This window comes from uncultured Lactobacillus sp. (assembly GCF_948948975.1).
Lineage (GTDB): Bacteria > Bacillota > Bacilli > Lactobacillales > Lactobacillaceae > Lactobacillus.
On sequence record NZ_CARBVX010000008.1, the window covers coordinates 19,129 to 36,507 of the forward strand.

Genomic DNA, 17,379 nt, shown 5'->3' on the forward strand with positions numbered 1-17,379 from the left:
TCTGGAGGAGTTAATTGTGGTTTTAACTGAAATTAATAGTGATCAATTCAGAGATATGGTTCGTGCAGCAACTCATCGCATGGGCAAGAACGCTGAATTTGTAAATAAATTAAATGTTTTCCCAGTACCGGATGGTGATACTGGAACTAATATGAATTTAACCATTGAGAGCGGCGCAAAAGCTGTTAATGAGAATCTTAGTGAATCTGTTGGCGACCTAACTGAAAGTCTTTCAAAAGGTATGTTGATGGGAGCTCGCGGTAACAGTGGAGTTATAACTTCTCAACTATTTAGAGGGTTTTATAAAGCTACTGAAGGAAAGGATACGCTAACTGCTCAAGATTTAGCTAATGCTTTTGCAAATGGTGTTACAACTGCATATAAAGCAGTTATGAAACCTGTTGAAGGAACTATTTTAACTGTTGCTCGTGTTGCAGCTGAAGAAGGTAAAAACAAGGCAAACGAAACTGATGATGTCAGCGAAGTAATGAGAGCAGTAGTTGATGGAGCTAAAAAGGCTTTGAAGACTACGCCAGATTTATTACCAGTTTTAAAGCAAGTTGGAGTAGTAGACTCAGGTGGTCAGGGATTAGTATTTATCTACCAAGGCTTTTTAGAGGGAGTTCTTGGCGAAAAGGGTAATGATGACTACCAACTAGATGAAGGTGAAATGGATGAGTTAATTAATGCAGCTCACCACCAAGCTGAATCTGCTCAAGTTCAATTGTCAACTAGTGATATTAAGAATGGTTACTGTACCGAAATTATGGTTGACCTAACTGCTGATGTTCCAAATAAAGAAGAATTCAATCTTGAACAATTTAGAGAACATCTATCTAACTTAGGTGATTCACTTTTAGCTGTTTCGGATGGTGAAGTGGCTAAAGTTCACGTTCATACAGAACATCCAGGAGATGTCTTTACATACGGTCAAAAATTTGGACAACTAGGCAAAATTAAGATCGATAATATGCGGATTCAACATGAAACTATCTTAGAAAATAACGAAGAACAAGAAGAAAGTGTTGATTTTGCAGTTATTGCAGTTGCTTCAGGTCATGGGATCCGTGAATTGTTTAAGAGTGAAGGCGTAAATAGAATTATTTCTGGTGGACAAACTATGAATCCATCAACTAAGGATATTATGGACGCTATTACTAAATCCGGTGCTAAAAAAGCTATTATTTTACCAAATAACGGTAATATTATCATGGCTGCTAAGCAAGCTGCTGAAGTTAGTGAAATTCCGGTTGGAATTGTGCCCACAAAGACAATTTCTCAAGGGTTAACTGCAATGCTTTCCTTTGATCCAGATGCTTCAGTAGAGGAAAATGTTGAAGCAATGTCTGAAGATCTAGATACAGTTAAATCTGGTGAAGTCACTAAAGCAATCCGTGACACTAAGATTGATGATATTGAAGTTAAAAAAGATGACTACCTTGGAATTGTTGATGGAACCATTAAGATTGATAACCCCGACTTGGTTGATACAACAGTTTCAATGATTGAAAAGATGTTAGATGAAGATAGTGAAATTATCACTATTATGTATGGTAGTGATGCTACCAGAGCAGAAGCTAACGAAGTAGTTAAAAAACTTAAGGCTACTCATGATGATTTAGAATTTGAAGTTCATGATGGTGGCCAGCCAGTATACTACTTCTTGGTATCCGTGGAATAAAATATGAATAATAAGCAGAGTAAGTTATTTGAACCAGTAACTGAGTTAAAGGGTGTAGGGGCAAAGACAGCTACAGCTTTGGCCAGTCTTGGCATTAACACAATTTATGATTTACTATTTTATTTTCCTTTTAGATATGATGATTTAGAGACAATTCCTCTTGATCAAATTGAAGATGGGCAGAAAGTCCTATTAAAGGGAATGGTGGTAACAGATCCATTTGTTAGCCGATTTGGTTATCGAAAAACAAGGCTCAGCTTTAAAATGAAAATTGATCATGACATTATCATGGTCAATTTTTTTAATCAGCCCTGGTTAAAGGATAAAGTGGAATCAGGTAAGGAAGTTGCAGTATATGGGAAGTATCAAGTGGCCCGGCAGTCATTAAGTGGCTTTAAATTAGTAGCTGAAAAGAAAGATTCGGGTTTTGCTCCTATTTATTCTGTTAATCGTCATTTGAAGCAAAATAAGCTGCAAAAGTTAATTAATCTTGCTTTAGAGGAAGCTATAAATGAAGTTGGAGAAACAATCCCAGCTTCTATCAGAAAAAAATATCGCTTGCTTTCTGATCGCGTTTTGGTAGAAAAAATGCATCATCCCAAAAATGGAAATGAGGCAAAAATAGCACGCCGAAGTGCTATCTTTAGAGAATTTTTTCTTTTTCAAATGCAACTTGCTCAACTTCTTTCCCAAAGAAATGAAGACGCACCTGGAGTAGAAAAGAAATATGATTTAGCTGCTGTCAAAGAATTAATTGAAGAAATTCCATTTGAGTTATCTGATGATCAAAAAAAAGTGGTGAATGAAATCTTTGCTGATCTTCATTCTAAAAGACAAATGCGAAGACTATTGCAGGGAGATGTGGGTAGCGGTAAAACCGTAGTAGCGGTTTTTGCAATTTATGCAGCTATTACTGCAGGCTATCAGGCAGCTTTAATGGTTCCAACAGAAATTTTAGCTCAGCAGCATTTTGCTAAGATAGATGAATTGCTGAAGCCCTTAGGGGTTCGAGTTGCCTTATTGACGGGAGACACTAAGGATTTAGAAAAGAAAGAAATTTATCGTGAATTAGCTGATGGAACAATCAATGTTGTGATTGGTACTCATGCATTAATCCAAAAAGATGTTCATTTTAAAGATCTAGGCCTCGTTATAATTGATGAGCAACATAGATTTGGAGTAAATCAAAGAAACACCTTAATTAAAAAAGGTGAGGCACCTGATATACTGGCAATGACAGCCACCCCAATTCCTCGTACATTAGCCTTAACCGTATACGGAGATATGGCTGTTTCTGAAATTAGACACTTGCCAAAAGGGAGAAAGCCAGTAGTTTCGTCATGGGCAACCTCTAGCAAATTGAGAGAGGTGCTTGATTTAATGCGTTCACAGCTCGATAAAGGTTTTCAAATTTATGTTGTAACTCCTTTAATCAGTGAGTCAGAAAAAAGTGACTTAAAAAACGCTGAGGATTTACAAGCAAAAATTGCTCATTACTTTAAAGACGAAAATGTCGTTTTACTTCATGGTCAGATGAAAGGCGATCAGAAAAATGAAATTATGGATAGCTTTGCTGCGGGCAAGATTAATATTTTAGTTACTACAAGTGTAATTGAAGTTGGTGTTGATGTTCCGAATGCAAATATGATGGTGATCTTTAATGCTGATCGCTTTGGCTTAAGTCAATTGCATCAGTTGCGAGGGAGAATTGGCCGGGGGCAAACACAAAGTTTTTGTGTGTTTGTGAGTGATCCTAAAACAGAAATTGGTAAGAAACGGATGAACATTATTACCTCTACCAGTAACGGTTTTAAATTAGCAGAAGAAGATTTAAAACTACGGGGTGAAGGAGATGTTTTTGGAAAGGCTCAGTCTGGTTTGCCGCAGTTTCAAGTTGGCGATGTAGTAAATGACTATAATGCTTTAGTGACTGCTCAAAAAGAGGCTCGTAACCTAATTAAGTTTGACCCAGCTTTGGTTAATCCAAAAAATAAATTTTTACAAGAAGTGCTAAAATATAAGAAAGATTTGAATAATAATTAGAAATAACCGGAGTGAATATGAAAACAATTGCAATTGATGCTATGGGAGGAGAAAATGCTCCTAAGGCTATTGTTGATGCCGTATTAAAAGCAAAGCCAAAATTAAAAGATACAAAATTTGTTTTATTTGGGGATGAAGAAAAGATTAATAAACTAATTCCCACTGAGCAAAAAGATAGGATTGACGTTATTCCAACGAGTGAAGTTATTGTTGATAGTGATGAGCCAGTAAAAGCAATTAGACGTAAGAAAGATTCTTCAATGGTTGTTGCTGCTAACTATGTAAAGTCAGGAAAAGCAGACGCCTTATTTTCACTCGGAAATACGGGTGCGCTATTAGCTTGCGGGATTTTTATTATTGGCCGAATTAAAGGTGTGGAACGTCCAGCTTTAATGCCAACTCTTCCCAGTGCTAAAAGTGAGGACGGCTTTAATATTATTGATGTTGGTGCGAATGCACAAAGTAAGCCTGAATATTTAGTACAATGGGCACAAATGGCTAATTTTTATGCTCAAAAAATTAGAAATATTAAAAATCCAACGGTAGCTTTATTAAATAATGGTACAGAAGATGACAAAGGTGATCCGCTCCACCAAGAGGCTTACAAGCTTCTTAAAGCAACTGATCTTAATTTTATTGGTAATGCTGAAGGAAATGATTTAATGGAAGGTAAGGCTGATGTGATTGTAACAGATGGTTTTACTGGAAATGCCACTCTGAAGGCAATAGAAGGAACTGCAAGCGTAATTTTACGTCTGCTTAAGAATTCTTTGCTAAATAATGGCTTACGTCCCAAGGTAGGAGCTCTATTAGCAAAGCCAGGCCTTACAGCATTAAAGAAAAGATTTGATACTGCGAGATATGGGGGAGCAGTTTTACTTGGAGTGAATGCACCTGTTGTAAAGACGCATGGTAGATCGAATATTCGTCCTATTTACTATACCTTATTACAAATTGATAAGATGTTGAGTCAAGATCTAGTTGGAGAATATAAAAAATACTTTAGTGAATCTCGCTAGACTTTAATATAAAAATGCCTTAGAATTAAACTAAACTTTTTTGGAGGTTAAAAAATGACCGAAGAGGAAATTTTTAATAAAATTGCTGATATGATTTCAGAACGCTTTAGTATTGATCGTGATAAGATCACTAAAGATTTAAATTTTCAAAATGATTTAGATGCAGATTCAATTGATTTCGTTGAGTTAGTAATGGATCTAGAAGATACATTTGGAGCAGAGATTCCAGATGATGATGCGGAAAAATTACAAACTGTTGGTGAAGCAGTAAAATATATTCAGAGTCACCAAAATTAAAATTCTAATCATTGAAATTTCAGAAGATACTGTCATTTTTCATTTACTTTTATAAAAGTTGTTGAAATAGCAGTATCTTTTGTTTATAATAATGACATTAAATTGAAAATCTAATTGACTTTTAATAATGTCGTAAGGTTTGAGAGGAGAATGGCCTTTGGAAAAGCAAAGTGATCTTTTATTAGATATCGAACACTTGCATACCGCATATCGTTTACACGGTAAGTTTTATGATGCCGCTGATGACATTAACTTAACCTTGAAGCGAAATGAGATTTTGGCAGTTGTTGGAGAATCTGGTTGTGGTAAAAGTACAATTGCTTCAAGCATTATTGGTTTATACGACCACAAGAATACGAAAGTAACTGGCGATATTTTATACAATGAACTAAACTTAGTTAACTTAAATGAATCATTATTTAATAAAATTCGTGGTAATGATATTGGGATGATTTTCCAGGATCCATTAGCATCTCTTAATCCGTTGATGAAGGTTGGAGACCAAGTTGCTGAGACACTTTACTATCATACTGATATGGATGAAAAGGCTCGTCATGCACGCGTAATTGAACTCTTTAATCAAGTTGGGATGCCTCGTCCAGAAGAAATGTACGAGATGTACCCACATGAATTATCTGGTGGTTTACGTCAACGTGTCGTAATTGCGATCGCAATTGCATGTAAGCCAGAAATTATTATTGCTGATGAACCAACTACCGCTTTGGATGTTACTATTCAGGCACAAATCTTAGATTTACTTAAAGAAATTCAAAAAGAATCTCAGTCAGGGATTGTTTTAATTACACACGACTTAGGGGTTGTTGCTGAAACTGCTGATCAAGTAGCAGTTATGTATGCAGGACAAATTGTTGAAAAAGCTGATGTTAAAACAATTTTTGAAAATCCTCTTCATCCATATACACGTTCACTTTTACATTCTATGCCACAAACAGATGATGAAAGTGAAGATCTACATGTGATTCATGGAACAGTTCCTTCATTGATTAATATGCCAAGAACTGGGGATAGATTTGCAGCTAGAATTCCTTGGATTCCAGCTAGTGCTCATGAAGAGAACCCTAAGATTCATGAAGTTGAACCAGGACATTTTGTAAGATGTACTTGCTGGCAAAGCTTCCATTTCCAAGATGAAGAGAAGAAAGGATAGGAAATTATGGCCGATGAAATAATCGAAATAAAAGATTTAAAAGTTCACTATCCAATTCGTTCTGGATTTTGGAATAGAGTTACTGGATATGTCAAAGCCGTTGATGGGATTAATCTTTCAATTAAAGAAGGAGAAACCTACGGTCTAATTGGAGAATCAGGTTCCGGTAAATCAACTACTGGTAAAGCAATTGTTGGTGTAGAAAAAGTAACTAGCGGACAAATTTTGTATAAAGGTGTTGATGTTACTAAAGCATCAAATCGTAAAAAGCTTAACTACAATAAAGATGTTCAAATGATTTTCCAGGATTCAATGTCGAGTTTAAATCCTAGAAAACGAATTGAAGATATTATTGCTGAACCTATTAGAAACTTTGAAAACTTGACAACCGATGAAGAAAGAAAACGAGTTCAAGAACTACTAGATATTGTTGGTATGCCTAGTGATGCTATCTACAAATATCCACACGAATTCTCTGGTGGTCAACGTCAAAGAATTGGGGTGGCCCGTGCGGTAGCTACTAGACCTAAGTTGATCGTAGCAGATGAGCCAACCTCAGCTTTGGACTTATCTGTTCAAGCACAAGTTTTGAACTTTATGAAACATATTCAACAAGAATATAATATTGCCTATCTATTCATTTCACACGACTTGGGTGTTGTAAAGCATATGTCAGAAGATATTGCTATTATGCACCGTGGACGTTTTGTAGAAATTGGTAAACGTGATCAAATTTACAAGAATCCAATGCATATTTATACAAAGCGTCTACTTTCTGCAATTCCTGTTGTTGATGTTGAAAATAGAGAAAAACATAAGGAAGAGCGTCAACGTGTAGAACAAGAATTCTTACAAGATCAAGATAAATGGTATGAAAAAGATGGTCGAGTATTACCACTACAAAAAGTTGCTGATCGTCATTTTGTCGCTTTACCTAAAGATATGATTAAGCAAGAATTGAAGGAGGGAGAATAGGTATGTGGAAAACGGTTTTACGTCGAATCCTGATTATGATCCCCCAGTTACTTATCTTGAGTTTACTAGTCTTTATTTTGGCTAAAATGATGCCTGGTGACCCATTTACTGGACTGATTAATCCGAATTCAGACGCTAAGGAAATTGCAAGATTAAGACAAGAATATGGATTGAATGATCCAGTTTGGGTGCAATATACTCGCTGGCTTGGAAATATGTTCCATGGTGATTTAGGACAATCATATATTCAAAAAGTTCCAGTTACTTCTTTGATTTGGGATCGTGCAGTTAACACTTTCTGGTTGTCTTTAATGACTGTTGTCTTAACTTATTTAATTGCTATTCCATTAGGTGTTACTGCAGGTCGTCACCAAGATGAATGGCAAGATCATGGAGTACAAATTTTTAACTATATTACATTCGCAGTACCTCCATTTGTTTTCTACATTTTAGGTATTTGGCTATTCGGATTTACTTTAGGTTGGTTCCCAATCTCAGGGTCCGTTAGTGCAGATGTAAATCCAGGAACACTTGCTTATTTCTGGAGTAGAATTTATCACTTGATTTTGCCTTCAATTCTTTGTGCTTTAATCTCTACTACAGTTATTGTTCAATACTTAAGAACGGGAATTGTTGATAACAAGGTTGAAGATTATGTAAGAACTGCACGTAGTAAGGGTGTACCTGAAAATGTTGTTTTCAATAAACATATTTTAAGAAACTCACTTTTACCAATTGCTGCATTCTTTGGTAACACTATTACTGGTTTACTTTCAGGTTCGATGGTTATTGAATCAGTGTTTAGTTATCCTGGTATGGGTAAATTGTTCCTTGATTCTATTGCACAACGTGACTACGCAACTTTAACTGCCTTGATTTTATTATTTGGTGTGTTAACTTTAGTTGGTAATTTGTTATCTGATATTATCATGAGTATTATTGACCCAAGAATTCGGATTAAGTAGGGAGGAGTAGTAAATTATGGCTAAAGATAAAAATACATCGAAAAAAGATCAAAATGCTAAAACCTCTCTACCACCATCTGGATTTAAGATTATTGTACGTGAGGTTTGGCGTGATAAGGTAGCATTTGTTTCATTCTGTATTATTGTAGCTATCTTATTATTCACTTTTGTTGGTTCTTTATTCTTAAACAAGAATCAAGTAACAGAGATTAATATTGCAGAAGCATATTATGCCTGGGGTGAATCTGGTCACGTCTTTGGTACAGACGATGGTGGCCGTGATATCTTGAAGTTACTAATGATGGGTGGACGTAACTCTATTTTGATTGGTCTATCTGTTACTGTTCTTTGTGAAGGTGTCGGACTTTTAGTTGGTTTGTTCTCAGGTTACTTTGGTGGGGTAACTGACGCAGTTATCATGCGTATAGTTGATTTCATCCAAATCTTGCCTCAATTCCCAATCATTATTGTTTTAACTACTGTTATTCCTAACTACAATGCTTGGACTTTAGTATTATTGATTTCTATGTTTAATTGGACTTCAACTGCAAGATATTTCCGGGCGTTTGTTTTGTCACAGAGAGAGCGAGAATATGTTTTGGCTTCCAAGACTTCCGGTTCTTCTAACTTAACAATTATGTTCCGTGAAGTTTTGCCTAACATTACTTCAGCTTTGGTAATTGATGTCGTATTGATGATTGCCGGAAACATTGGTATTGAAACTACTTTATCCTTCTTGGGATATGGATTACCAACCACTACACCATCCCTTGGTACTTTAATTGGATTTGCTAATGACCCAGTTAACGTTACTACACGTCCATGGTTATGGATGCCCGCAACTATTTTGTTGTTGATTATTTCCTTGAGTATTAACTATGTTGGTCGTGCTCTTCAAAGAGCTGGGGATGCTCGTCAACGTGAAAATTAAATTTGATTATTTAAACATAAAAAAGCAACTCATAATTGAGTTGCTTTTTTTGCATGTCTTTGTATGAAAAACTAAAGAATGTAGGAGATATTGATATTGTAAATGGACATAAAATAAATTTTTTATGGTAAAAATAATAGGGACCAGACATTAATCTATCAATGTTCTATAGCAATTTACTCAAATATAAATTAAAAAACATTAAAAATAATTGAGTAAAAACATTGTATTATGAGTTTGATGATGATAGTATTAAATCATCAACTTGTCCCAAATAGATGGAGGAATATAACTATGAAGAAAGCCAAACTATTTGGAAGTTTAACTTTACTTTCTGGTGTTGCTTTAACATTAGCAGCATGTGGTAACAATTCAAATTCAAAAGTAGATAACCCAACTAAGAACTTTAAGTCAGCTACTCCAAAGAAAGCTGTTAAAAAGGGTGGTACAGTAAGTGTTGCACTTGAAACTGATACTCCAATTACTGGTATCTTTTCAAATGAGCTTTCAGATACTCAAAATGACTCTGATGCTATGGCACCTGCTAATGAAGCATTGTTTGATACTAATGATACTTATCAAATTAATGATAAAGGACCAGCCACTTTAAAATTAGATAACAATAATAAAACTGCCACTATTAAACTTAAGAATAATGTTAAATGGTCAGATGGAAAACCAGTAACGGCTAAAGATATTGAATATGCTTATGAAATTATTGCCAATAAAAAATCAAAATCTTCTCGTTACACAGATTCGCTTCAAAATATTGTTGGATTAAGTGAGTACCACGAAGGAAAGTCTGATACTATTTCAGGTATTGAAATGCCCGATGGTGAAAATGGAAAGACAGTTGTTATTCATTTCAAGGAAATGAAACCTGGTATGAAGTTTAGCGGAAACGGATACTTCTGGGAATATGCTGCCCCATATCACTACTTAAAAGATGTTCCATTTGATAAGTTACAATCTTCAGATAAAGTTAGAAAGAATCCTTTATTCTTTGGACCATATAAGATAAGTAAAGTTGTACGTGGGCAAGCCGTAACCTTTGTTCCTAATAAGTATTACTGGAGAGGTACACCAAAATTAAATAAAGTAACAATTCAAGTTTTGAACCCTAACTCAGCTTCTCAAGCCATCAAGAGTCATAAATATGACATTGCTGGTGTTGTTAACTCGCAGTGGAAGAACGTTGCTAATACTGAAAACGTTAATTGGATTGCCAATATTCCACTTTCATATAGTTACTTAGGCTTTAAAGTCGGTAAATGGGATTCTGCTAAGGGCGAAAACGTAATGGATAAGAATGCTAAAATGAACAATAAATCATTACGTCAAGCTATTGCTTACGGTATGAATATTTCTGCTGTAACCAAACGTTATACTAATGGTTTAACTTTCCATATTCCAACTTTAATTCCAGCACAATTTGGTAAATACTTCGACAAGAATGTTAAGGGTTACGATTACAATATTAAGAAGGGTAATGAAATTCTTGATAAAGCTGGATACAAGAAAAAAGGTAAGTACCGTGTTCAACCAAACGGCAAGCCTTTAACTATTCGTTTAGCTGCGACGACTGGTACTTCAACCCAAGAACCAATTATCCAAAACTATATCCAACAATGGAAGAAATTAGGCTTGAATGTTAAGTTAACTGGTGGTCGTTTGATGGAAATGAACTCCTTCTATGACAAGGTCCAAAATGATTCTAAAGACGTAGATATGTTCATGGGTGGATGGTCATTATCTTCAGAACCATCACCAAATGACCTGTACAGTGCAAAAGCATCATACAACTTTAGTCGTTTTGTAACTGCTAAGAACACTAAGTTACTTCAAGAAATGGATTCACAAAAGGCATTTAATACTAATTACCGTGTTAAAAAATTCCATGAATGGCAAAAGTATATGGATGATGAAGCTTATGTTGTTCCAGTTTCAAACAGCTATAATGTAAATGCTGTTAATAGTAAGATTACAGGTTACTCATTAAAACCATCAGCAGCAAACAGCTTATGGTACAATGTAGGAATTGCAAAATAATATTAGATAAATTTTTTCATAAAGATCGTCTTAAGTGACGGTCTTTTTTTATTTAAGTTGTTTTAATCGGTTTCAGTGCTAATATTAAATATATCAACTTGTCCAATGTTATTGGAGGAAAAATTAATGAAGAAAGGCAAATTAATTGGTACATTAACTTTGCTTTCAGGTGTAGCTCTAACTTTAGCAGCCTGTGGTAATAGTAATAGCAATAATACTAGTCATCCTAATTTCAAGGAGGCAACTCCTAAGAAGACAATTAAGGATGGTGGAAATGTCAGCGTTGCTGTAGTTACTGATACACCATTTACTGGTATTTTTAATGATGAATTGTCTACTAACAATACAGACTCAGAAGTAATGCAATATGGTGATGAATCATTATTTGCTACGAATAATACCTACAAATATGTTAAGGGCGGAGCAGCAGACATTAAAATTAATAAAGATGCCAAAACTGCAACAATTACTATTAATCCTAAAGTTAAGTGGTCTGATGGACAACCTTTAGTTGCAAAAGATTATGAATACGCCTATGAAATTATTGCAAATAAGGCAACACATTCTCAGCGTTATCCTTCAAGTTTAGCTAATCTTGAAGGATTAGAAGAATACCATGATGGAAAGTCCAATACTATTTCCGGTATTGAAATGCCAGACGGCGAAAATGGTCGTACAGTAGTGCTCCACTTTAAAGAAATGAAGCCAGGTATGACGCAAAGTGGTAATGGATATATTTGGGAAGCAGCAGCTCCATATCATTACTTAAAAGATGTTCCATTTGATAAACTTATTTCAAGCAATAAGATTCGTAAGAATCCATTGTTCTATGGTCCCTATAAAGTAAGTAAAGTGGTTCGTGGACAATCAGTTTCCTGGGTTCCAAATGAACATTACTATAAGGGTAAACCACACTTAAAGAAGATAACTGCTTCAGTAATTACTCCAGCTTCAGTTGCTCAATCAATTAAGAGTAATAAATTTGATGTAACGCAAGTAAGTAATTCTCAATGGCCAAATATTAAGGGTGCTAAAGGAGTAAACTTCATCGCTAATATTCCACTTGCATATAGTTACTTAGGCTTTAAGGTTGGTAAATGGGATGCAGCCAAAGGCGAAAATGTGATGAATAAGGACGCAAAGATGAATAATCGTTCTCTTCGTCAAGCTATCGCTTATGGTATGAATGTTGATCAAGTTTATAAGAGATATGCATCCGGTCTTTCATTTAGAATTCCAACTTTAATTCCAAAGCAATTTGGTGATTACTTCGATAAAGATGTTAAGGGTTATACTTATAACATTAAAAAAGGTAATGAACTATTAGATAAAGCAGGTTATAAGAAGAAGGGAACATACCGTGTTCAGCCAAATGGTAAGCCTTTAACTATTCACTTAGCTGCCATGAGTGGTAGTAAAGTTCAAGAACCAATCATTCAAAATTACATTCAACAATGGAAGAAAATGGGCTTGAACGTTAAGTTAACTGGTGGCCGTTTAATGGAAATGAATTCATTCTACGACAAGGTTCAAAATGATTCTAAAGATGTAGATATGTTCATTGGTGCATGGTCACTCTCTTCGGAACCGTCGCCTCAAGACTTATACGGCGCAAAGGCACCATTTAACTACAGTAGATTTGTCACTAAAGAAAACACGGACTTGTTAAACGATATTGATTCACAAAAGGCCTTTAATAATAGCTACAGAGTTAAGAAATTCCACCAATGGCAAGCTTACATGGATAAGGAAGCTTATGTTGTGCCAGTTGCTAATAGCTACAATATTTACGCAATTAACAATAAGTTGACTGGATATTCATTAGAGCCATCTAAGAGTATGGGTGGCGGATTCCCTAACTGGTACTACGTTGGCTATGCAAAATAAATAAAAATTATTTAAAAGTGCGACTTATAGTAGGTCACACTTTTTCTTTATCTTTTTTTAATAGGTTAAAATAGGTATAATTAAAGGGTTAAAGAAAGGAAGCAACTATGGTTTCAGTAGCTTTTAAACAAAATTTAAAGAAAAAATACGGAATAAAATTTAATAACGAAAAATTGCTTGAAGATGCCTTCACACATTCTTCTTATGCTAATGAGCATCCCGGGAGAAAGGACTATGAAAAATTAGAGTTTCTTGGCGATGCTGTTCTTGAATTGGCGGTATCCGATTATCTGTATCGTCATTTTCCTAGATTAAATGAAGGGGAATTAACAAGAATGCGATCTAACATTGTTAGAACAGAAGGATTTTCTGAATTTGCAATTGAATGTGGATTCCCAGAAGAAATTAATTTGGGTAAAGGAGAAGAAAAAGCTGGTGCTGGAAAGCGTAAGACACTTCTTGAAGATGTGTTTGAAGCTTTCAACGGTGCGCTCTTCTTGGATCAAGGAATGCCAGCAGTACAGCACTTCTTACATTTGACAGTTTATCCATTAATTGCTGAAGGAGATTTTAATGCCTCACGTGATTATAAAACTGAACTTCAGGAGCGTTTGCAGGTAAATGGACCAGTTAAGATTGAATACCGAGTAATAGATGAAAATGAATCAAAGCCATCTTTTAAAGTTCAGCTACTTGTAAATGGTGAAAAAGTTTCAGAGGGACAAGGACGTAATAAAAAAGCTGCTGAGCAGCAAGCAGCTCAAGCTGCATTAGATAAAAATAAATAAGAAAAGGTGAGTCTGTGCCACTACAACAATTAGTTTTAAATGGTTTTAAGTCTTTTGCTGATAAGACGACAATTAGATTTAATAATGGTATTACCGGCATCGTTGGTCCAAATGGTAGTGGAAAAAGCAACATTACTGAAGCAATTCGATGGGTAATGGGTGAAGGATCAGCCAAGTCTTTACGTGGTGAAAATATGAAAGATGTTATTTTCGCTGGTAGTCAAATGAGAGCTCCAATGAATCATGCTGAGGTTGAGTTGGTTTTTGATAATCGTGATCACCAACTTGCTTCTGATAATGATGAAGTGGTCGTAACGAGAAAGATTTTGCGTAATGGCGAAAGTGACTATCTTTTAAATCATCATCCAGTAAGATTGAAAGATGTTAGGACACTGTTCATTGAATCAGGGATGTCATCTGATAGCTTGGGCATAATTTCCCAGGGGAAGGTTGACGAGATTCTTAATTCTAAGCCACAGCAGCGTCGTGGAATTTTTGAAGAAGCTGCAGGGGTACTCCATTTTAAGCAGCAAAAGGAAATTGCACTCAAGCAATTAGACAAAACTAATGCCAATCTAATTAGAATTAATGATTTGGTTAAAGAATTGGAAGGTAGAATCGAGCCTTTACATGAGCAAAGTTCTCTAGCAAAAGAATATAAATTTCAGAAAGAACAGCTTGATCATAAGTTAAAACAACTTTTAGGTTTAGAGATTGAAAGTCTAAATGAAGAAAAGAAGGCGGTCGCTAAGAGGGCGGCAGCAAATCAAGGGATTTTAAATAAGCTTGATGACGAAGTTAAGCAATCCCAAGCTGATTTAGAAGAAAAACGTAAGCAATCAAATAAGCGACACGCTGAAAAAGATGAAAAGCAGCAAGAATTATTATCTTTAACACAAAAAATTGCAGCTTTGACTACTGATCTTCAAATGCATCAACAATCTCGAGAATATGATGTCGCTACTCAAAAAGAATACAGTGCACAATCTGGAGAACTAAAAGAGCGAAGAAAACATTTGTTGAACCAGCTTGCAGCTAATGAAAAAAATTTAAATAGCCAAAACCAAGTCCTTGCTAATTTTGTAAAGAAACAAAAGAATTTAAAGCAGGAACTTAAGCAAGGTCCTGAACAGTTAAATAATCAATTAGAAAAGGTTCGCTCTGATTATATTCAAACCTTGCAGGATCAAACGAGTAATAATAACGAGATTGTTTATTTAAAAAATGAATTAACTCGTAGTAAAAAATCAAATGATAATCGCCAGCAAGAAGTTGAAGAACAATTAGATGAAGCTCAAAAAGTTCTTACTCAGTTAAAAAAACAAGGGCAAGACCTTGTTTTAAAGAGAAAACAACTAAATGAAACTATTGCGACTCTTGATAGAAAAATTGCTGAAGAGAGTAAGCTTAAGGAGCAAAGCGAACAAGCTTACTTAAAGGTTAGAAATGATTTACAACAAATTTCTGCACAAGTAGAAGGCCTAAAGAAAATTAGAGATAGGCATGAAGGATACTATTATGGGGTTAAATATGTTTTAAACCATCAAAGTGATTTTCATGGAATTGTAGGGGTTATTGGTGAACTAATTTCTTTTCCAGCTGAACTAGAAGCAGCTTTGTCAACAGCTTTAGGTGGTGGCGTTCAAGATTTAGTTACTATTGATCAAAGTAGTGCTAGGGATGCCATTAATTTGTTAAAGCAAACTCGTACAGGTAGGGCTACTTTTTTACCTCTAGATGGCTTACGTCATAATGAGATTGCTGCGTCTACTTTAAAATCCTTACAAAGTATTGAGGGATTTAGAGGTGTAGCGGCAGACTTAGTAACATCAAAAACTGAGACTGATATTTCTAATGCTATTTCTTACCTTTTGGGAAATGTTTTAGTGGTAGATACTATTGATACGGCTTTGCGTGTTCAACGCAGAATTGGACGATATTATCGAATTGTGACGCTGGACGGAGATATTATTAGTCCTGGGGGAAGTATGACTGGTGGGACTAGAAATACAAGAAATAATTCTCCTCTGGCAACAAATGCTGAAATTGATAAATTAACATTGCAAATTAAGACAGGGAAGGTAGAGTTTACTAAACTACAAACAGCTCTAAACGAATTAGATCAAAAATTAACAGAGTTACAAACTGAGCTAGAAGCTAAAAATACTGATTTAACTACCTTAAATCAAAAAATTAGTGAGCAAGCTATTAAGTATGAAAATGAAGAAAAAGAAGTTCAAAGGCTTACTCAGTTAAATGATTTACAGCAAAAGGCCCAACTTGAGAAGAAACAAGAAGAGGCAGAACTTACTAGTCGTCTTGAAAAAGAACAGGCTAAAAAGAAGAGGCTTGAAAAAGTTGCTCAAACACAACGAGCAAAAATGGATCAATTAAAGACTGACTTGACTGATTTTGATGAAGCTTATCAAAAGTTACAGACAGAATTAAGTAACTTGAATTCTGACTTGGCAGTAGTAAAGAATAAATTGGAAAATATTACTACTAAGAAATCTGAATTAGAAGAACAACTAGAAAATACTAATTCAAGACTTAAGGATATTGAGGAAAAAATTAAGGCTTTGTCATTGTCTCAAAATGGACAAAGTGAGTCGGAAATTGAAGAGCAAGTTGCTAAACTAAGCAAGCAGAAAAAACAAATGCAAGAGTCTTTAGCTGAAATAAATAAAGATTTAGGTAAATTTGATGCTCAAATAAATAATCTTGATCAAGTTGCTACGAGAAATTATAATTTGCGTAAAAATACTGCTGCAGAACAAGAAGAGTATTCTGCAAGACTAGGAGAACTTAAGTCCCAAATTAATCAAAAACTTGGTATTTTAAGTGAAGAATATTCCTTAACTTTTGAAGCAGCCTTACAATTATCTGAAGGACAAAATACAACAGATTTGCGTAAGAAATTGGAACGTGAAGTTCATCTACACAAAATGTCTTTAGCAGATATTGGTGAAGTTAACCTGAACTCTATTGAAGAGTATGAAGATGTTAAAACGCGTTATGATTTCTTAAATGGTCAACAGACTGACTTGCTAAAGGCTAGAAAAGATATTGAAGAGTCAATGTCTAAACTAGATGATGAGGTAAAGAGTAGGTTTAGCGCAACTTTCCATCAAATAGAAAGAAGCTTTGCAAAGATTTTCCCAATTATGTTTGATGGGGGTCATGCTAGATTAGAGTTAACTGATCCAAAGAACTTACTTGAAACAGGAATTGAAATTATTGCTCAGCCGCCTGGTAAAAAGTCACAAAAGTTAACGCTTCTTTCTGGTGGGGAAAGGGCATTGACTGCAATTACTTTATTGTTTGCAATGCTTCAAGTTAATCCAGTACCATTCTGCATTCTGGACGAGGTAGAAGCAGCTTTAGATGAAACAAACGTTGATCGTTTTGCTCAGTTTTTGAATCATTATGATATGAAAACTCAATTTATTGTTATTACGCACCGTCGTGGAACTATGCAGAAAGCAGATAATTTGTATGGAATCGTAATGCAAGAATCAGGTATTTCAAAAGTCTTATCTGTATCGTTAAATGAAATTAAGAAAGAAGTGAATTAGT

Annotated in this window: 12 protein-coding genes; all 12 read left to right on the forward strand. The window is 35.0% G+C overall.

Features of this window, described 5'->3' with window-relative positions:
- Nucleotides 1-16: 16 nt before the first annotated feature.
- The 12 genes from Q9R40_RS04660 (at nt 17) to smc (ending at nt 17,378) form a co-directional block, all read left to right on the forward strand.
- On the forward strand, nt 17-1,681 hold the full coding sequence (locus Q9R40_RS04660; RefSeq protein WP_304676558.1) for a DAK2 domain-containing protein: 1,665 nt from the start codon (nt 17-19) through the stop codon (nt 1,679-1,681).
- A gap of 3 nt (nt 1,682-1,684) precedes the next feature.
- Entirely contained in the window at nt 1,685-3,724 is a 2,040-nt protein-coding gene (gene recG / locus Q9R40_RS04665; protein WP_304676561.1) for an ATP-dependent DNA helicase RecG, read from the forward strand.
- A gap of 17 nt (nt 3,725-3,741) precedes the next feature.
- Nucleotides 3,742-4,743 carry a phosphate acyltransferase PlsX gene (plsX, locus tag Q9R40_RS04670; protein ID WP_304676562.1) on the forward strand — a complete coding sequence of 334 codons (1,002 nt, stop codon included), beginning with the start codon at nt 3,742-3,744 and terminating at the stop codon, nt 4,741-4,743.
- Between the two features lie 54 nt (nt 4,744-4,797).
- Nucleotides 4,798-5,040 (forward strand): acyl carrier protein, encoded by a 243-nt coding sequence (gene acpP, locus Q9R40_RS04675; RefSeq protein WP_300593210.1) that lies wholly within the window; start codon nt 4,798-4,800, stop codon nt 5,038-5,040.
- A 157-nt stretch (nt 5,041-5,197) separates the two neighbouring features.
- Nucleotides 5,198-6,208, forward strand: coding sequence for an ABC transporter ATP-binding protein (locus tag Q9R40_RS04680; RefSeq protein WP_260308348.1), 1,011 nt, complete (start codon nt 5,198-5,200; stop codon nt 6,206-6,208).
- A gap of 6 nt (nt 6,209-6,214) precedes the next feature.
- On the forward strand, nt 6,215-7,183 hold the full coding sequence (locus Q9R40_RS04685; RefSeq protein WP_300593207.1) for an ABC transporter ATP-binding protein: 969 nt from the start codon (nt 6,215-6,217) through the stop codon (nt 7,181-7,183).
- Between the two features lie 2 nt (nt 7,184-7,185).
- Entirely contained in the window at nt 7,186-8,148 is a 963-nt protein-coding gene (opp4B, locus tag Q9R40_RS04690) for an oligopeptide ABC transporter permease (protein ID WP_304676568.1), read from the forward strand.
- 16 nt (nt 8,149-8,164) lie between these two features.
- A complete protein-coding gene (locus Q9R40_RS04695; RefSeq protein WP_304676571.1) occupies nt 8,165-9,079 on the forward strand; it encodes an ABC transporter permease in 915 nt (304 codons plus the stop codon).
- A 294-nt stretch (nt 9,080-9,373) separates the two neighbouring features.
- Entirely contained in the window at nt 9,374-11,128 is a 1,755-nt protein-coding gene (locus Q9R40_RS04700; RefSeq protein ID WP_304676573.1) for an oligopeptide ABC transporter substrate-binding protein, read from the forward strand.
- Between the two features lie 126 nt (nt 11,129-11,254).
- Nucleotides 11,255-13,015 (forward strand): oligopeptide ABC transporter substrate-binding protein, encoded by a 1,761-nt coding sequence (locus Q9R40_RS04705; RefSeq protein WP_304676575.1) that lies wholly within the window; start codon nt 11,255-11,257, stop codon nt 13,013-13,015.
- A 107-nt stretch (nt 13,016-13,122) separates the two neighbouring features.
- Nucleotides 13,123-13,803 carry a ribonuclease III gene (rnc, locus tag Q9R40_RS04710; protein WP_304676577.1) on the forward strand — a complete coding sequence of 227 codons (681 nt, stop codon included), beginning with the start codon at nt 13,123-13,125 and terminating at the stop codon, nt 13,801-13,803.
- Between the two features lie 14 nt (nt 13,804-13,817).
- Nucleotides 13,818-17,378 (forward strand): chromosome segregation protein SMC, encoded by a 3,561-nt coding sequence (gene smc, locus Q9R40_RS04715; protein ID WP_304676579.1) that lies wholly within the window; start codon nt 13,818-13,820, stop codon nt 17,376-17,378.
- Nucleotide 17,379 lies beyond the last annotated feature (1 nt).